Genomic DNA, 17,827 nt, shown 5'->3' on the forward strand with positions numbered 1-17,827 from the left:
TCAACTACCTGGCCCTGGTGCAGGTGGCGCTCATCTTCTCCTACCTGCGCCACCTGCATCCATCAGACACGGCCTAGAGGCCCTCGTCCTCGGGGTCCGGATAGGACTCCAGCTCCTCGTCCTCCTCCTCCACGGCGACGGGCGCCTTGGGGGCCCGTCCCTTGCCGCCCTTCGCGTCGCGGGCCGGCGCGCCGAAGTCCGAGTCCGGGCCCACGATGTAGCCCTGGCGGCCCTGCTGGATGCGGCGGAGCAGGCCCTCCTGCTCCAGCGCCTCCAGCAGACGCGCGAAGGTGGAGAAGCCGTGGTCGCGCTCGTCGAAGTCGGGCTCCTTGCGGACGATGGTCTCCTTGACGAGCGACGGGTTGAGCGGGCCGGTCGCGCGGCGCAGCAGGCTCAGCACCACCTCGCGCGCGATGGCGGGCACCTCCGCCTTGGGCTTGCCGCCCTTGGACTCGGCGGCCTCCTTGCCGGAGGCCTTGGAATCATGGCCCTTGTCGTGGCCCTTGCCGCCCCGCTTGCCGCCCTTGGCGTCGTCACCCTTGGCGCCCCGGCCGCCGTGGTCCTTGTCCTTGTGCGAGGACTCACCGCGGTGCTTGGGCCGCATGTAGATGAACTGGTCGCACGCCTTCACGAACATCTGCGAGCTGGCCTCCCTCACGGCGAGGCCAATGACGGTGCGGCCGTTCTCACGCAGCTTGTACGCGAGGGGGCAGAAGTCGCTGTCGCCGGAGGCGATGACGAAGGTGTCGATCTGCTCGCGCGCGTAGCACAGCTCCAGCGCGTCGATGACCAGGCGCATGTCCGCGCTGTTCTTGCCCGCGCGGGTGGAGGGGGGCACGTCCACCAGCTCCACGCCCACGTCGTGCAGGCGCTGCTTCGCGTCCTCGAAGCGCGACCAGTTGCAGTAGGCGCGGCGGAAGACCACCTTGCCCTGCTCCAACAGCTGGTCCAGCGCGGGCTGCAGGTCGAACTGGTTGGCGCTGATGCCGGTGTTGGTGACCAGGTTCTCGAAGTCGATGAAAAGGGCGATGCGGTGCTGCTCGTCGGTACGTCCAGCCAAAAGGTGCCTCGTATTCGTTTGCGAGCGGTCCTTGGCTCGCGTGTGCTCCACCCTACTGTGTTGCCGCTCCCGCACGCACGGCCCGTGTTCCGCCGCTGAACATTCCGCGCATCCCACCCTACGTTTCGGAGGAGCCGGGGGATGGCCCCCCGGGGACACGGAGGTGTAACGATGATGCGCAGATTCTCCAAGGGATGGCGAGCCGTGGCATGGAGCGCACCAACGCTCGGTCTCTTGTTGTTTTCGGGTGTGGCGATGGCGGAGCCACCGAACATCAGCAGTGAAGGAGCTGAGGGCCCGACGAGCCCCTCCGATCTCGCCGAGGGGCCGAGCACGACCAGCCCGACGAACGTCCCGCACACGGTTTCAAGCTCGGCGCCTTCGCAAATGACCCAGAACCTGTCCGTGCGGCAGGTCTCCCCGGACATGGACAAGGTGAAGCAGGTCACCGGGCCCGTCGTGAAGCGGGAAGGTCTCAACCTGTATGTCCAGGACGTGTCCGGAGCCGTCGTGCCGTTGGACATGAGCGCCCTCCAGGTTCGCAAGATGCCGCGCGATGGGCAGGAGGTCGTGGCCCTCTATGAGGTGCAGGGGAACCTGACCAACGTGGCCCTGTCCATCCAGGGGGAGAAACTGGACTGACGGCTGTCCGGCCCTTCAGTCCGGCTTCTTGCCGCGCACCTCGTCCAGGACGCTCAGGTCCACGAGCCCCGCGATGTCGTCGCTGGGGATGAACCCCAGGTCCTTCGCGTTGCGCGCGGACGTGGCGAGCGCGGAGGGCACCGGATCCAGGCTCGGCTCCAGGCGGGAGAACGCGTCCTGGAGCACGGGCACCGGCAGGGGCTTGCGCGTGAGCTGGCCGAAGGCGGCGTTGGTCGCGGTGGCGAAGGCCGCCGGGTCCGCGCGCCAGCGCTCGGTCAGCTGCACGTGCGTGCGCAGGAGCGCGGCGATGCGCGGGCGCTGCGTCTCCAGCACCTTCTTCGTCGTCACCACCACCGTGGTGGGGAAGCGCCTGTCCGGCCACAGGTCGCGCTCGTCCACCAGGATGTGCCCGCCCCCTTCGGCGAGCATGCGCGCGCCCCAGGGCTCCGGGACCCACGCTCCCTCGATGGCGCCCTGGATGTACTGCGCCAGGATGTCCGGGTTGCTGATGGGAATCACCTGCACGTCACCCCCCGCGTCCGTGGCGATGCCCAGCTTCTGGGCCTTGAGCCAGTGGCGCAGGGCGATGTCCTGGGTGTTGCCCAGCTGCGGCGTCGCCAGCTTCTTGCCCTTCAGGTCCGCGGGGCTCTTCGCCGTCTTCACCACCAGCACCGCGCCGTCATTCACCGCGCCCGCGATGATGCGCAGCTCCCGGCCGGCCTTGAGGTACGTGTTGATGGCGGGGCCGGGCCCCACGTAGGCCACGTCCACGGAGCCCGCCACCAGCGCCTCCATGGCGGCGGGGCCCGCGTTGAACTGCTTCACCTCCACGTGGCCCATGCCGGGCTGCGAGGCGAACAGGCCCTCCGAGTTCGCCACCAACGCCTGCGCGTGCGTGATGTTGGGGAAGAAGGCCACGCGCAAGGGGGCGTTGGCGCCCGAGTCCGCGTCCTTCTTGCAGGACGCGACGCCGGTCAGGAGGACGCAGAGGCCAACGAGGAGGAGGAGCCGCGGACGCGAGGGAGACATGGCGCGTCACGCTAATGGAGAATCCCCGTCCGGTATCCAGGTCCGTTGCGTCCACGGGGACCAAGCGTTTCCGGGCTCACACCGCCGTCAGGCCCCAGCGCCGGCGCAGCCGCGTCTCCACCGTCTGGAAGAGGACGCGGTCCACGGTGATGCCAATCAGGATGATGGCCAGCATCACCGCCATCACCTGGGACACGTCCATCAGCTCGCGGCCCATGGTGAGCAGCTGGCCCAGGCCGCCGGAGACGAAGAGCAGCTCGCCCGCCAGCAGCGCCCGCCACGCGAAGCTCCACCCCAGCTTGAGGCCGGTGACGATGCCGGGCAGGGCGCCGGGCAGCAGCACGCCGAAGTAGAAGCGGAAGCCGCGCACGCCCAGCGTCCGGGCCACGCGCGCCAGCTGCGGGTCCAGGCCGTTGACCGCGTCCTCGGTGGCGATGGCGATGCCCAGCACGCTGCCCATCACCACCACGAAGAGGATGGCGCCGTCGTTGAGGCCGAACCACAGCAGCGCCAGGGGCAGCCAGCAGATGGAGGGCAGCGCCTGGAGGCCCATCACCACCGGCTTCACCGCGTTGCGGAAGAAGGCCAGCCGGGCCATGAGCAGCCCCAGCGGCACGCCGATGGCCACGGAGATGACGTAGGCGCGCGTCAGCCGGCCCAGCGAGCGCAGCGTGGCGCCGCCCAGCTGCCCGTCGCGGGCCATGGCGATGAGCGTCTTGACCACCTCCACGGGCCCGGGGAACAGGTGCGGGTTCCACACCCCGGAGCGCGACAGCGCCTCCCAGGCCGCGAACAGCAGCGCGAGCACCCCCAGCTTCTGCGCCCATTTCAGCATGGCGGTGTCCCCTTCCTAGCGGCCGGTCACGACGCTGGGACGCGTCAGGCTGGAAGGCGTCTGCGTGCGGCGGGGCAGGGGCTCCAGGGGCGGGGCGTCCAGCCCGGGGCCCTCCACGGCGCGCAGGCGGTGGCGGATGTCGCGCGCCATCGCGTCCAGGGACGGGTCCTCCAGCGAGCGAGGCATGGGCAGTTGGATCTCCAGGTCCTCCACCACGCGCCCGGGGCGGGGCGCCATCAGCACCACGCGGGTGCCCAGCATCAGCGCCTCCTGCACGTCGTGGGTGACGAACACCACCGTCTTGCCGGAGCGCAGCCAGATGGACTGCAGCAGCTCCTGCATGTGCACGCGCGTCTGGGCATCCAGCGCGCCGAAGGGCTCGTCCATCAGCAGCACGGTGGGGTCCACCGCGAGCGCCCGCGCGAGGCTGGCGCGCATCTTCATGCCGCCGGAGAGCTGGTGCGGCAGCGTGTCCGCGAAGCCGTCCAGGCGCACGCGCTGGATGAAGGTGTCCGCGCGCGCGCGGCGCTCGGCGCGAGGGACGCCCCGGGCCCCCAGCGCGAAGGTGATGTTGCCGCGCACGGTGAGCCAGGGGAACAGCGCGGCCTCCTGGAACATCAGGAGCCGGTCCGGCCCGGGGCCGTGGATGGGCTTGCCGTCAATGGCCACGCTGCCGCCGGTGGGCGCCACGTGGCCCGCCAGCGCGTAGAGCAGGGTGGACTTGCCACACCCGGACGGGCCGAGCAGGCAGACGAACTCCCCCGAGCGGACGTTGAGGTTCACGTCCTTCAGCGCCACGACCTTGTTGGCGTAGTGGTGGCCCAGCTGGGCGATGGAGATCTTCGCCCGGTCCGCGTTCACGTTCGCGGGCCGCAGCAGGTGGGGCGCCGCCTGGCGCAAGCCCCGCATCCGCTCGATGAGGCGTCGAAGCATTCGCCACAACCTATTCATCTGCCCCGAGGTCGCACAGGCGGGGCCTGGAAGCGGGCAGGCGCCTTCCACTGTAGGACAGGTGGTGACGCCCGCGCCGCCTGGCCGGCTGCTTTTCGGGGTGGGGCCTGGGGCCCTGTCAGGCGGCGGTCGCCCGCTCCGCCTTGCGGTGCGCCAGCGTGCGCGACAGCAGCCAGAGGCTCAGCGCGAGCACCCCCAGGCCCACCGCGGTGAAGGCGCCGCCCACGCGCAGCGACGCGCGGCGGTCATCGCGGAACACCGCGAGGGTGTCCGTGCGGGGACCCGCGAGGTAGCGCCGCACGGTGTCCGCGAAGGCGTTGGCCTCCGCCTCGTCCTCCGTCCACTGGTAGGCGAGCGGTTGGGCGCCAGAGGCCGTCTCCAGGCGCGGCCGGTAGATGGGCGCGGCGCCCTTGCGTGCGCTGCGGCTGCGGTCCACGCCCACGCCCTGGAGGTCCTGGGGCGCGTAGCGGCCCACCTCCTCCGTCCCCAACCAGCTGGAGCGGCTGAGCACGCACGGGCCCTGGGGTTCGCACCTCAGGTCCATGCGGGCCATCTGGCCCAGGAAGAACACGCCCAGCACGAGGAAGGGCAGGGCGAGCAGCAGGAAGGCCGTGGCACCGATGGCGGTGGCGCGGCTGCGATGGGGGGCGGGGGGCGCACGCACGGCATGCGTCTATAGACCCGCGCGTCCGAAGGGGGCAGTGCTTTCACACGCTCGCGAGTGTCGCCCTCCGGGCAGGCGGGCGTCCCGGGCTGTTCAGCGGCGGGCCCCTCGGGGGGCCGGGTGGGGAAACCCGGGGCGGCGGGCGGGCACTTGCGACATGGGTCCCAAGTCCGCACCCCTTGTCCTGGGATGCCGCACTTTTCCCAAGAAGGAGTCCGCCACCCATGAAGGCCGTGGCCGTCATGTTCCCCTCGCGCGAGGTGCGCGTGCTCGAGGTCCCCGAGCCGCGCCTGCATTCCCCCACCGAGGTCAAGGTGCGCACGCTGGAGGTGGGCGTGTGCGGCACCGACCAGGACCTCCTGAAGGGCCACCACGGCGCCGCGCCCCGGGGGGAGGACCACCTGGTGCCGGGCCACGAGTGCCTGGGCCAGGTGATGGAGGTGGGCGCGCACGTGCAGGGCCTGAGGCCGGGGGACCTGGTGGTGCCCCGGGTGCGGAGGCCCTGTCCGCACACGCGCTGTCCGGCGTGCCGCCACGGCCACCCGGACTTCTGCGTGACGGGGGACTACACGGAGCGCGGCATCCAGGGCGCGCACGGCTTCTGTTCGGAGCACTTCGTGGAGGACGCGGCCTACCTGCACCGGGTGGACGACACCCTGCGCGACGTGGCGGTGCTCACGGAGCCGCTCACCATCGCGGAGAAGGGGCTGCGCGAGGTGGCGCACATCCAGAGCCGGCTGCCATGGAAGGTGACGCCGGGCAGGGCGCTGGTGCTGGGCGCGGGGCCGGTGGCGCAGCTGGGCGCCATGGCGCTGATGCGCGCGGGGCACGACGTGACCGTGTACTCGCGAAGCCCCAAGCCCAACGAGAAGGCCGCCGCGGCGGAGGCCGTGGGCGCGCCGTACGTGTCGTCGAAGGAGGTGACGGTGGACGCGCTGAAGCAGCGGCTGGGCGGCGTGGACCTCATCTACGAGGCGACGGGGGCGTCGAAGGTGGCGTTCGACTCGCTCCAGGTGCTGGAGGAGAACGGCGTGCTCATCTTCACCGGGGTGCCCGGGCGCGAGGAGCCGCTGGAGCTGCACGGCGAACAGGTGCTGGGGCGGCTGGTCCTGGGCAACCGGGTGATGTTCGGCACGGTGAACGCGGCGGACAGCGACTTCCACGAGGCGCTGGAGGACCTGGCCCGCTTCCGCGCCCGCTGGCCCGGCAAGGTGGAGGCGCTCATCACCCAGCGCCATCCGCCAGCGGAGTTCGCGAAGGCGGTGGAGGCGAAGGACGGCATCAAACACGTCATCTCATTCCAGGAGCATGCCCGGTGAATCCCAACGTGGACCTGAAGGGCGGCGTGGCCATTGAAGACCACGGCATCATTGGCGACCTGCGCACGGTGGCGCTGGTGGGCAACGAAGGCACCATCGACTGGCTGTGCTACCCGCACTTCGACAGCCCCAGCATCTTCGCGGCGCTGTTGGACCCGGAGAAGGGCGGGTACTGGCGCGTCTCCCCGGAGCCGGATGGGGTGATGAAGCGGCAGTTCTACTGGCCGGACACCAACGTGCTGGTGACGCGCTTCTACACGCCGGACGGCGTGGGGGAGCTCATCGACCTGATGCCCCTGGGCCGGGGGGCGAAGGCGGAGGGGCGGGAGGTGCTCCGGCGCATCCGCGTGGTGCGCGGGGAGATGGCCTTCCGCATGGAGTGCTTCCCGGCGTTCAACTACGCGCGGGACGAGCACGAGACGCACCTGGTGCAGGGGGGCGCGGCCTTCGTGTCGAAGGGGCTGAGCATGCAGCTGGTCACGCCCGTGCCGCTGAAGAAGGAGGGCCGTGGCGTCGTCGCGCACTTCCGGCTGAAGGAGAGCCAGTCCGCGGTCTTCACCCTGCGCGAGGGCGGCGTCGAGGGCTGCCACCACCACCTGCACACGCACGACTCCGCGGAGAAGCTCTTCCGCGACACGGTGGACTACTGGCGCCACTGGCTGTCGAAGTGCAAGTACACGGGGCGGTGGCGGGAGATGGTGCAGCGCTCGGCGCTGGCCCTGAAGCTGATGACGTTCGAGCCGTCGGGGGCCATTGTCGCGGCGCCCACGTGCAGCCTGCCGGAGTCACCGGGGGGGACGCGCAACTGGGACTACCGCTACTGCTGGCTGCGGGACGCGGCCTTCACCGTCTACGCGTTCATCCGCATCGGCTTCAACGAGGAGGCCGCCGCGTTCATGCGCTGGGTGGAGAAGCGCTGCGCGGAGAACGGGGACGGGCCGCTGCCCCTGATGTTCAGCCTGGATGGCACCCCGGTGCCCCAGGAGGAGGAGCTGCTGCACCTGAGCGGCTACGGCGGCGCGCGGCCGGTGCGCGTGGGCAACGCGGCGGCGGCGCAGCTCCAGTTGGACATCTACGGCGAGCTGATGGATTCGGTGTACCTGTCCAACAAGTACGCGGCGCCCATCTCCTATGACTTCTGGAAGCACCTGCGGCGGCTGGTGGACTGGGTGTGCGAGCTCTGGCGGACGGAGGACGAGGGCATCTGGGAGATTCGCGGCTCGCGCCGCCACTTCGTCTATTCGAAGCTGATGTGCTGGGTGGCGGTGGACCGGGCCATCCGGCTCGCGGACAAGCGCAGCCTGCCTGCGGACCGCGACAAGTGGCTGAAGACGCGCGACGCCATCTTCGAGGAGATCATGGAGAAGGGCTGGAGCGCCAAGAAGGGCGCCTTCATCCAGGCCTACGGGTACGACGCGCTGGACGCGGCCAACCTCCTGATGCCGCTGGTGTTCTTCCTGTCGCCGGTGGATCCGCGGATGCTCTCCACGCTGGACATGCTGCGCAAGACGCCCCGGGACGGGGGCCTGACGTCGGACGGCCTGGTGTTCCGCTACGAGGCGGACAAGAAGCTGGATGGGATCGAGGGCAGCGAAGGCACCTTCAACCTGTGCAGCTTCTGGCTGGTGGAGGCGATGACGCGCGCGAGCCCCGTGCGGCCGGACCTGCTGGACGAGGCGCGGCTCATCTTCGAACGGATGCAGGGCTACGCGAACCACCTGGGGCTGTACGCGGAGCAGACGGGCATGTCCGGCGAGGCGATGGGCAACTTCCCGCAGGCGCTCACGCACCTGTCGCTCATCAGCGCCGCGTACAACCTGGACCGGACGTTGGGCCGCCACGATTGAGGGAGCGGGCTGGTAGAGTAGGGGCACCCGCCATGCCCGACCTGTACCCGCTGCTGTTCCGCTTCGCCGTGAAGGCGGACGCCCAATACGACGTGCTGAGCCGCCGCGTGCGCAAGGGGCTGGGCATCGCCCCGCCGCTGCGCATCCTGCCGTACCGGGGCTATGGCACCCCGGAGCGCGTGGTCATCAAGGCGCGCGTGCTGGAGGAGCGCAAGGTGAAGCCCTCGCGCCAGCGGCACACGCTGTGGAGCAGCGCCGTGGCCTCCTACAAGCGCTACATGACGCGGGAGATCGCCAGCGCGCACGTGGCGGTGCGCTGGGGGGACAAGCGCTGGGAGGGCGTCACGGACGAGGAGGGCTTCCTGGAGCTGTGGGTGCCGCCGCCCGCGGGGGTGCGCTCCGGCTGGCACATGGTGGAGCTGGAGCTGCTGTCGCCGGAGGCGGAAGGGGTGCCGCGCGTGTCGGCGCCGGTGCGGGTGGCGGGGGCCAGCGCGGAGCTGGGCGTCATCAGCGACATCGACGACACGGTCATCGCCACGGGGGTGAGGGATCCGCTCAAGCGCGCGTGGGCGCTGTTCCTCACGGAGCACCGCGTGCGGCTGCCCTTCCCGGGCGTGGACGCGTTCTACGCGGCGCTCCAGGCGGGCGCGAGCGGCACGGCGGACAACCCCATCTTCTACGTCTCCAGCAGCCCGTGGAACCTCTACGAGCACCTGGACGAGTTCCTGGGCATCCACCGCATCCCCATTGGTCCGCTGCTCCTGCGCGACTGGGGCCTGTCGCGCCACGGCTTCGCGCCGGGCGGGGGACATGGGCACAAGCTGGATAAAATCCGGGGCGTGCTGGAGACGCTGTCGCATCTGCCGTTCGTGCTGATTGGGGACAGCGGGCAGGAGGACGCGGAGCACTACCGCACCATCGTGCGGGAGTACCCGGGCCGCATTCGCTGCGTCTACATCCGCAACGTGCCGGGGAGCTCCCAGCGCGGCCAGGAGATGGAGGCCATCGCCCGGGAGATCCGCGACGCGGGCAGCGAGCTGGTCATCGTGGATGACACGGTGGCCGCCGCGCGGCACGCGGCCCGCGCCGGGTGGATCCGCTGGGAGGAGGTGCCGGAGGTGGAGGCCCACCGCCGCGAGGACGTCGCGCGGAGCGCGCTGGGCGAGCGGGGCTGAGGCTTCGCGAGCGCCGCTCCCCCGGGCCCACCGCGTGGCGGTGTTCAACCGGAGGCGCGGCGAACCCCGAAGCGCCGGGCGGTCACGCCACCGGACGGCCGCTCTGCATCTGGACCATCCGGAGGGCGCGCTCCATCAGCTCGCCCTGGGCGGAGCGCTTGTCGTTGGGCGTGGCGGCGGCGCGCCGCCGCCACGAGCCGTCCGAGGCCAGCTCCCACGCGCCGCTGGTGTCCACCATGCAGCGCTCCACCACGTCGCGCGCCTGGGCGCTCAAGGAGGGCTCCTCCACCGGCGCGAGGATCTCCACGCGGTGGTCCAGGTTGCGCGGCATCAGGTCCGCGGAGCCGATGTAGCAGCGCGACGTGGGGCCCCGCTCGAAGGCGTAGATGCGCGGGTGCTCCAGGAAGCGGCCCAGGTTGGACACCACCCGGATGTTCTCCGACACGCCCGGCAGCCCTGGCCGCAGGCAGCAGATGCCCCGCACGTTGAGGTCCACGCGCACGCCCGCGCGGGACGCGTCGTACAGCGCGCGGATGATGCCCGGGTCCACCAGCGCGTTCATCTTCATCAGGATGCGCGCCGGCGTCTCCGCGGCGTGCGCCGCGATGGTCTTCTTGATCTCCTCCAGCAGCCCCTCGCGCATGGTCAGGGGCGCCACCAGCAGCTTGCGGAAGGAGCGCGGCCGGCCGAAGCCGGTGAGGAAGTTGAAGACGTCCGCCACGTCCGCGCCAATGTCCGGATCCGTGGTGAACAGGCCCAGGTCCGTGTAGAGCCGCGCCGTCTTCGGGTTGTAGTTGCCCGTGCCGATGTGCACGTAGTGCCGCACCCGTTCGCCCTCGCGCCGCACGATGAGGATGGCCTTCGCGTGGGTCTTCAGGCTGGGAATCCCATACACCACGTGCACGCCCGCCTCTTCCAGCGCGTTCGCCCAGCGGATGTTGGTGCGCTCGTCGAAGCGGGCCTTCAGCTCCACCATGCACACCGCCTGCTTGCCGTGCTCCGTCGCGCGGATGAGCGCGGGCACCAGCGGGGAGCTGTCCGACGTGCGGTACACCGTCTGCTTCAGCGCCAGCACGTCCGGGTCCTCCACCGCCTCGCTCACGAAGCGCTCCACCGACGTCGTGAAGGATTCGTACGGGTGGTACACCAGCAGGTCGCCCCTGCGCATCGCGGACATCACCGTGCCCCCGCCGTCCGGGGACTCGCTGTCCGTGCGCAGCCGCGCCTGGGTCACCGGCGTCCACGGCGGGTCGCGCAGCTCGGAGAAGCCCGGCGTCATCGCCAGCGACATCACGTCCGCCAGGTCCAGCAGGCCGTGCTCCTCGTACACCTGCCGGGGCTCCAGCGTCAGCGCCTCCACCAGCGGCTCCAGCAGCTTCGCGTTCATCCCCGCCTGCACCTCCAGGCGGATGACGTCCCCGAAGCGGCGCTGGCTCAGCTCCGTCTCCACCGCCTTGAGCAGGTCCTCCGCGTCCTCGGACACGGTGAAGTCCGCGTCGCGCGTCACGCGGAACAGGCTCCAGCCCAGCACCTCCATGCCGGGGAACAGGTCCCCCAGGTGCTGCGCGATGATCTCCTCCAGCGGCACGAACAGCGTGCCGCCCTTGAGCGGCACGAAGCGGGGGAGGATCTCCTTGGGCACCTTCACCCGCGCCACGCTCTCCTCCTCCGCCACCGGGTCGCGCAGCAGCACCGCGAGGCTCAGGGACAGGTTGGAGATGTACGGGAAGTGCCGCCCCAGCCCGATGGCTAGGGGCGTGAGCACGGGGAAGATCTGCTCGCGGAAGCGCTGATCCATCTGCGCGCGTTGATCCGCGTCCAGCTCCTTCATGGACAGGATGCGCAGGCCCTTCTCCGCCAGCGCCGGGCGCAGCACCTTCTCGAAGCAGTCCGCGTGGCGGCGGCCCTGCTCCAGGATGGCCGTGTGCAGCTTGTCCAGCGTGTCGCCCGGGGACGCGCCGTCCGGCACCAGCCGGCCCACGCGCGCGGTGATCTGCTCATGCAGCCGGGCCACGCGGATCATGAAGAACTCATCCAGGTTGCGCGCGTAGATGGAGATGAACTTCAGCCGCTCCATCAGCGGCACCTCCGACGCCTCCGCCAACTGCAGCACCCGGTCGTTGAAGGCCAGCCACGACAGCTCCCGGTTGAAGAACAGGTCGCCGTCCGGCATCTCCGTCCCCGGCGGGACGGCATCCCGCTCCAGGACCTTCTGGGTGATGCCCTTCGCGGCGGCGCGCTTCGCCATGACGTGTGACTCCTCGACGAGATGAGACTCTGGGTGAGCCCTCTAGCAGCCCCGCGTCGCGCCGATTGTGAACTCGCGTGGTCGGCCCGGAAGCGGACATCCGGGCGTATCCCACCCCGATGGGTCACGGCAGGGACCGGCGAGGCGTGGGAGCTGTGGACTTTCTGGCAGCCCGGGGCCTTGCATCCCGGGGACGTGGGCGGCATTCAGGAGGGGTGAGCACTCCCAATCCCCCCCTGCGGTTCGCGCCCGACGGTGGACCGGACGACACGTCGCCGGACGCCCTGTTCACCGCCTTCCGTGAAGGGTCCCGGAAGAAGTCCGGTCGGTTCACCTTCACCTGGTTCGTGGCCGCCGCGGTGCCGGTGGTGCTGGCCCTGGGCTTCTTCACCCTTTGGCGTGCAAACGGAACGTCCTTCTCCGTCGTCACACCGCACGGCATCAAGGTGGTGCGCGCGGGGATGAGCACCCAGGAGGTGGGGGGCCTGCTGGGCAATCCCCTCACGCTCCAGAAGCAGGGCGACCAGGACTGCTACCGCTACGGCCGGCCCAACTTCGTGAACGAGGTCTTCGTCGTGTACTCGGTCTGCTACGAGCAGGGGCAGGTGCGCGACGTGCTCACGCACCAGTACTCCGCCTGGCAGATCGACCCCGCGACGGGCGCCTTCGTCGCGCCGGGGCAGCCGCCGGCGGCGCCCGCGGCTCCGGCCGGACAGCCCTGAGGGTCAGGGCCCCGGGGCCTCAGCCCTGGGCGAGCCCGGCCTCGGCGCCCTCGAAGGTGACCTTGGCCTGCGTCATCACGTGCTCCACGGCGAGCAGGTGCCAGGCCACGTCGGTCATCTGCGCGGACGCGGTGGGGTCCAGCATGGACTCGCGCAGCTGCGCCTCCGTGATGCCGAGGGGCTCCGAGGACTCCTTGAGCAGCTCCAGCGCGGTCTGGGGCGACAGCTGAAGCTTGTCCCGCTGCGCGATGGCGCGCAGGACCAGGGCGATCTTCAGGCGGCGCTCCACGTCGTCGCGGATGCCGGGGTGGTGCAGCCAGCCGTCCAGGGCCTCCTGCTGCTCCTCCAGGCTGAAGAACTTCAGGGCCAGGGCCTCGCCCTCCGACTGCTGCCAGCGGCGGCGGATCTCCTCGTCCACCAGCGGCTTGGGGACGGTGACGTCGGTGCGGGAGACGATCTCGTCCAGGGCCATGTTGCGCGCGTCCACCCAGAGCAGGTCGGCCATCTCGCCTTCCATCTCCTCCACGATGGAGCTCATGACCTCCTCGTGCGTGGTGCCGCGGCCCAGCAGCTTGAGGAACGCGTCCGACTCCGTGTCGGGCATGCGCACCTCGCGCGCGGCGCGCACGTCCACCAGGAAGCGCGCCGGCATGCCGCGGAGCTGCTCCGCCGGATAGTCGTCCGGAAGGATGAGGCCCACCTCCACGCTGTCGCCCACGCTGGCCTCGGCGATGACCTCCGAGAACCCGGGCAGCATCAGCTGGGGCGCCAGCTCCATCCAGTAGCCGGTGCGCGTGCTCATGGGGATGAGGCGGCCGTTGGCGTAGCCCAGGATGTCCAGCTGCACGTCGTCGCCCATGGCCAGCGCCTCGCCTTCGGCGCGCGGGCGGGCCTCCGCCTTGGCGCGGGCCAGCTCGTGGAAGCGCTCCAGCAGGTCGTTCTCCGTGGGGTCCTCGCCCACCGGAACCCGGATGTTCAGGTTCGCCAGCGAGGGGGCCTTCACGTCCGGCAGGTCCGCCTGGTGTCCCAGGCCGGGCGCGACGGGGAGCCGCTGCACCAGCTGCCTCACGGGCGCCTCCACCTGCACGGCGGGCGCTTCCGGGGGCTTGCTGGCGGGGGGCTTCGGGGGCTTCGCCGCGGCGGAGGCCGGCTTGGCGGAGACGGGCGACTTCTCAGGGGGATTCTTCTTCGTGGCCACCGGAGGGCCTCCTGGCAGGTAGCGACCGTGGTCCCAGTTGGGATGGAAGCGAGAGCGTCTCACACGGTGCCTACCAGAAAAGGACCCCCCGGCGACATCCCCGGGCGTACGGCCCGGGGTCAGGCGTCACCGGCTCAGCCGAACAGGCCGCCGACGAAGCTGGAGACGGCGGAGACGGCGGCGCCCACCTGGCTGACCACCGGGATGTTGGTGGCGGCGGCGATGGAGCCCACGGCGGTGATGACGCCCGTGACCTTCTTGGTGGTGCTGGCGTTCGGGTCGCGCAGGGTGGAGACCGCGTTCGCCGTGTCGAAGGCGGCGATGGCGATGTTGGCGCCCGGGGCGAAGCGGCCCGCGGCCTTGGCCAGGGTGCCCCCGGCGGCCTTGGCGGCGGCGGTCGCGCCGGCCTTGGCGGCGGCCTTGCCACCCTCGCTCAGCGCGGCCTTGGCGGCGGCGCGGGTCGCGGTGCCGGTGGCGGCCTTCAGCGCGACGCCGCTCTCGCTCACGGCGGTCTTCAGCGCGCCGCGCACGCCCTGCTTGATGGCCTGGCTGGTGCCACCCTCGAAGGCGGCCTTGGCGGCGGCGCCCGCGGCGGCGCGCGCCAGCTTGGGACCGGCGCCCGGGACGGCGGCCTTGAAGGCGCCGCTGGCGGCCTTGTAGGCGCTGCCGAACTTGGTCACGTCGCGGGCGATCTCCAGACCGCCCTTGACGGTGCTGACCGCGCCCTTGCCGGCGGTGGCGACGGAGCCCAGCGCCTTGTTCCAGTCCTCGCTGCTGCCGCTGCGCACGGCGTTGCGCACGTCGCTGATGGCCGTGCCCGTCTGGCCAACCAGCTTCGCGGCGCTGGTGATGGTGCCCAGGGCCTTGCCGGCGATGCCCAGCTTGCCCTTGAGGTCCAGCTTCGTCTTCGGGTCGGTGGCCTTGGCGACCAGCTTGTCGACGTTGCCCTTCAGCGTCGCCTTGAAGCCGTCCGTCTTCAGGCTCTTGACGTTGTCGAAGCCGTCCTTCACCGCGGTCTTCACCTTGGTGAAGGTGTCGTAGCCCTTCTTCGCCTGCGTCCCGATGTCCTTCGCCGCCTTGATGGGGTCCTGCTGCACGTGGCGGATGGTGTTGCTGACGGCACTGCGGGCGCGGTCGATCAGGCTCATGTGGGGCTCCCCCGGGGGCGTTCGAGGAAATGGATGGAAAAGGATGCGGACGACTTGCGGGAATTATCGCGGCGGGCGCCGATCAGTTGCGTAGCACCTCACACCCGATGAGAAGGTGGGAGACAAGCGCTGATGGACCCACGCCACATGGCTCACCGCGTCAGAGGGGTTTCCGTCACGGCGGGGCGGCGCAGACGTTGGGCTCGCCGCCCCCGCCGCAGGTGAGGCCGTCGTCGCAGGTGCCGCAGTGGAGCGTGCCGCCGCACCCGTCGATGGCGTAGCCGCAGTCCAGGCCCTGGGACTCGCACGTCATGGGCAGGCAGACGGAGGTGGGGGGCGACAGCAGGCCCAGGGAGGCGTCGTACGGTGGCGTCTGGCCGCAGGCCAGCCAGAGCCCCACGAGGGTCTCCCACCCCGCCAGCTTGACTGCATGCGTCATGCCCCGTCCCCGCCGTCCCTGAAGCCCCACTTCCACCTCCGGCCCGCCGGGCAGGGTGGGGCCACGCCTGTCGCCCGTGAAGCGGCGGCGAGCCCCGGAAGGCCGCTGGCGGTCGGAAAGGCGTCAATGTCCCACCCCGCCTGGCGGGGAGGCGCGCACTGGTGGACACCGGACGGGCCAGCGAGGGGGGTGGGCGCGGTGCCCAGGGGTCCCCACCGTGAACGGACGCGGGGGCGCGCACGGGGAAGGCGGCGTCCGGCGGGGAAGGGACCCCCCCAATGGCACGTCCCAGACGCTTCGTACACGACGACGGTTGGGGGCTCGGCGCGAGCCTGGCGGTGGCGCTCGTGCTGCTGGCGGTGGCCGTGGGCGCCCTCCTGATGGCGCGGGCCTCCTCGCAGACGCGGGTGATGGAGCGCTCCATGGACCTGCTGGAGGTGGAGCAGCTGGGGCGGGCCTTCAGCGACAAGGTGTCCCTGGCCAACAGCGCGCTGCTGGCGGGCGGGCAGACGCTCTCCCAGGACACGGCGGAGGCCCGGAAGCGCTTCCTGGACACCGCTGGACGGCTGCACGACCGGCTGAGCCTCCCCGGGGCCCAGGCGCTGGTGGACGAGGTGCGCGCCGCCGAGCAGCTGCACGAGGAGGCCCTGCACACCCTGCGGAACGTGCCCCCCACGAACGACGAGCAGGCCGCGCGCGCGCGGCTGACGCGGGCCCATGCGCGCGTGCGGGAGGCGCAGGCCCGGCTGGAGTGGGAGGTGCAGGCCCAGCTGGCCATGGAGAACCGGGCGGCGGTGATGACGGACCGGTGGGAGACGGTGCTGCTGCTCGTGGCGTCCCTGCTGGGCCTGACCGTGGCGGCGGCGCTGGCGTGGGTGCTGCGCCGCCGGCTGCATCCGCTCAAGCGCGAGGCGGCCGCCAACGCGCACCGCTTCCAGGCGCTGGTGGAAGGCGTGCGCGACTATGCCCTGGTGCTGCTGGACGCGCGCGGGCGGGTGGCCAGCTGGAATCCGGGCGCGGAGCGCATCCAGGGCTGGGGCGAGGCGGAGATCCTCGGCCGCCCGAACTCCGTCTTCTACACCTCCGAGGAGGCGGCGGCGGGCCAGGCCGACCGGGACCTGGCCCGGGCGCTCCAGGAGGGGCGGCTGCGCACCGAGGGCTGGCGGCAGCGCAAGGATGGCTCGCGCTTCTGGTCGCAGGTGTCCTTCACCGCGCTGCGCGACGAGGAAGGCGAGCCGCAGGGCTTCTCCGTGGTGACGCGCGACATCACCGAGCAGCGGCGCACGGAGCGGATGCAGGAGCTGCTCGCGGAGGCCGGCCGCGTCTTCCACCAATCCCTGGACCCCGACCTGACGGTGGCGGAGGTGGCGCGGCTGCTGGTGCCGGAGGTGGCGGATGGCTGCATCCTCTACCTGCTGACACCCGCGGGGGAGCTGCGGCCCCGGGCGGTGACGCACGTGCAGCCCGACCGCGAGGCGAGCCTGTGGGAGGCCCTGCGGCGGTTCCCTCCGCGCGCGGGCATGCCTCCGCCCGTCTGGGAGGTGCTGCGCACCGGGCGCTCGCGGCTGGACGTGGAGGTGGAGGTGGCGGACCTGGAGGGCGCCGCGGAGACCCCCGAGCACCGCGTGTTGATAGAGCGCATCGCCATTGGCTCGTCGCTGGTGGTGCCGCTGCGCGCGGGCACGAAGACGCTGGGCGTGTTCGTGTTGATGACGGCCCGGGGCCACCGCCGCTTCACGCAGGTGGACCAGGTGCTGGTGGAGGAGCTGGCCGGCCGCGCCGGGCTGGCCCTGGAGAACACGCGGCTCCTGCGCGAGGCGCGCGAGGCGGTGGACCTCATCGCCGTCACCGCGCACGACCTGGGCAATCCCTTGCATGCGTTGCAACTGCTGTTGCACAAGCTGCGGCGCGCGCAGGCGGCCGGTCATCAGGAGGACGTCCGCCAGGGGTTGGTGGCGGCGCTCGGGCAGTCGCAGCGGCTGGGCCAGCTGTTGCACAACCTCCTGGACCTGTCGCGGCTGTCTTCCGGCAAGCGGCTGCTGGACGCGGCGCCCATGGACCTGGGCGAGCTGGTGCGCGAGGTGGTGGACCGCTTCGCGGAGACGGCCGTGCAGGCGGGCTGTGAGCTCCGGGTGGAGACGGAGCCCGGGCAGGTGGGCCAGTGGGACCGGATCCGCCTGGACCGGGTGGTGACGAACCTGGTCTCCAACGCGCTGAAGTTCGGCCGGGGGCACCCGGTGACGGTGACGGTGAGCGCGCTGGACGCGGGGCACTCGCGGCTGCGGGTGCGCGACGAGGGCGTGGGCATCGCCCCGGAGGCCCAGCGCCGCGTCTTCGAGCGCTTCGAGCGCGAGCGGGCCGCGAAGGCGGAGTCCGGCTATGGGCTGGGGCTCTACATCGTCCGCCAGCTGGTGGAGGCGCACGGGGGCGTCATCCAAGTGGAGAGCGTCCCGGGCCATGGCGCCACCTTCACCGTGGACCTGCCGCGGGTGCCCCGGTCCGTGGACGAGCCAGGGCTGGCGGACTCCCCTCCGCTCCAGCAGTGACCGT

The 17,827-nt window shown here is 71.3% G+C and carries 15 protein-coding genes; 6 read left to right on the top strand and 9 right to left on the bottom strand.

Annotated elements, in window-relative coordinates; all coding sequences use genetic code 11:
- Positions 1-73 precede the first annotated feature (73 nt).
- Positions 74-1,060, bottom strand: coding sequence for an NYN domain-containing protein (locus FOF48_RS34230; protein WP_143908861.1), 987 nt, complete (start codon positions 1,058-1,060; stop codon positions 74-76).
- A 387-nt stretch (positions 1,061-1,447) separates the two neighbouring features.
- Here FOF48_RS34230 and FOF48_RS34235 point away from each other — a divergent pair, with 387 nt between their 5' ends.
- Positions 1,448-1,702 carry a hypothetical protein gene (locus FOF48_RS34235; protein WP_143908863.1) on the top strand — a complete coding sequence of 85 codons (255 nt, stop codon included), beginning with the start codon at positions 1,448-1,450 and terminating at the stop codon, positions 1,700-1,702.
- Between the two features lie 15 nt (positions 1,703-1,717).
- On the opposite strand, the gene FOF48_RS34240 is transcribed toward FOF48_RS34235, so the two are convergent.
- The 4 genes from FOF48_RS34240 to FOF48_RS34255 all read right to left on the bottom strand — a co-directional run bounded on the left by FOF48_RS34240 (position 1,718) and on the right by FOF48_RS34255 (position 5,181).
- The gene (locus FOF48_RS34240) at positions 1,718-2,731 is read right to left on the bottom strand and encodes an ABC transporter substrate-binding protein (protein WP_143908865.1); all 1,014 of its coding nucleotides are present in this window, start codon (positions 2,729-2,731) and stop codon (positions 1,718-1,720) included.
- Between the two features lie 76 nt (positions 2,732-2,807).
- Positions 2,808-3,566: an ABC transporter permease gene (locus FOF48_RS34245; protein ID WP_143908867.1), complete on the bottom strand. Its 759-nt coding sequence runs from the start codon at positions 3,564-3,566 to the stop codon at positions 2,808-2,810.
- 15 nt (positions 3,567-3,581) lie between these two features.
- A complete protein-coding gene (locus tag FOF48_RS34250; RefSeq protein ID WP_143908869.1) occupies positions 3,582-4,499 on the bottom strand; it encodes an ABC transporter ATP-binding protein in 918 nt (305 codons plus the stop codon).
- A gap of 136 nt (positions 4,500-4,635) precedes the next feature.
- Entirely contained in the window at positions 4,636-5,181 is a 546-nt protein-coding gene (locus tag FOF48_RS34255) for a hypothetical protein (protein ID WP_143908871.1), read from the bottom strand.
- A 224-nt stretch (positions 5,182-5,405) separates the two neighbouring features.
- Here FOF48_RS34255 and FOF48_RS34260 point away from each other — a divergent pair, with 224 nt between their 5' ends.
- The 3 genes from FOF48_RS34260 to FOF48_RS34270 are packed head-to-tail and all read left to right on the top strand — an operon-like array spanning position 5,406 to position 9,522.
- Positions 5,406-6,500, top strand: a complete 1,095-nt coding sequence (locus FOF48_RS34260) for a glucose 1-dehydrogenase (RefSeq protein ID WP_143908873.1) — start codon at positions 5,406-5,408, stop codon at positions 6,498-6,500.
- Complete coding sequence (locus FOF48_RS34265) at positions 6,497-8,347, top strand: glycoside hydrolase family 15 protein (protein WP_143908875.1); 1,851 nt, start codon at positions 6,497-6,499, stop codon at positions 8,345-8,347. Before FOF48_RS34260 ends, FOF48_RS34265 begins: the two co-directional genes overlap by 4 nt.
- A gap of 32 nt (positions 8,348-8,379) precedes the next feature.
- Entirely contained in the window at positions 8,380-9,522 is a 1,143-nt protein-coding gene (locus tag FOF48_RS34270; RefSeq protein WP_143908877.1) for an App1 family protein, read from the top strand.
- Between the two features lie 82 nt (positions 9,523-9,604).
- Here the strand turns inward: FOF48_RS34270 and ppk1 are convergent, their stop codons facing one another.
- Complete coding sequence (gene ppk1 / locus FOF48_RS34275; RefSeq protein ID WP_143908879.1) at positions 9,605-11,770, bottom strand: polyphosphate kinase 1; 2,166 nt, start codon at positions 11,768-11,770, stop codon at positions 9,605-9,607.
- Positions 11,771-11,985: 215 nt separating this feature from the next.
- On the opposite strand from ppk1, the gene FOF48_RS34280 reads away from it, so the two are divergent.
- Positions 11,986-12,492 carry a hypothetical protein gene (locus tag FOF48_RS34280; RefSeq protein ID WP_255442984.1) on the top strand — a complete coding sequence of 169 codons (507 nt, stop codon included), beginning with the start codon at positions 11,986-11,988 and terminating at the stop codon, positions 12,490-12,492.
- A 19-nt stretch (positions 12,493-12,511) separates the two neighbouring features.
- Here FOF48_RS34280 and FOF48_RS34285 read toward each other — a convergent pair whose 3' ends face one another.
- The 3 genes from FOF48_RS34285 to FOF48_RS34295 form a co-directional block, all read right to left on the bottom strand.
- Positions 12,512-13,690, bottom strand: a complete 1,179-nt coding sequence (locus tag FOF48_RS34285) for a peptidylprolyl isomerase (protein WP_255442985.1) — start codon at positions 13,688-13,690, stop codon at positions 12,512-12,514.
- Positions 13,691-13,824: 134 nt separating this feature from the next.
- Positions 13,825-14,838 (bottom strand): hypothetical protein, encoded by a 1,014-nt coding sequence (locus tag FOF48_RS34290; RefSeq protein WP_143908880.1) that lies wholly within the window; start codon positions 14,836-14,838, stop codon positions 13,825-13,827.
- Positions 14,839-15,013: 175 nt separating this feature from the next.
- Complete coding sequence (locus FOF48_RS34295) at positions 15,014-15,277, bottom strand: hypothetical protein (RefSeq protein ID WP_143908882.1); 264 nt, start codon at positions 15,275-15,277, stop codon at positions 15,014-15,016.
- Between the two features lie 278 nt (positions 15,278-15,555).
- Here FOF48_RS34295 and FOF48_RS34300 point away from each other — a divergent pair, with 278 nt between their 5' ends.
- Positions 15,556-17,823 carry an ATP-binding protein gene (locus FOF48_RS34300; protein ID WP_143908884.1) on the top strand — a complete coding sequence of 756 codons (2,268 nt, stop codon included), beginning with the start codon at positions 15,556-15,558 and terminating at the stop codon, positions 17,821-17,823.
- Positions 17,824-17,827: the final 4 nt, after the last annotated feature.

Source organism: Corallococcus sp. Z5C101001, assembly GCF_007352635.1.
In the GTDB taxonomy this organism is placed as follows: Bacteria; Myxococcota; Myxococcia; order Myxococcales; family Myxococcaceae; genus Corallococcus; species Corallococcus silvisoli.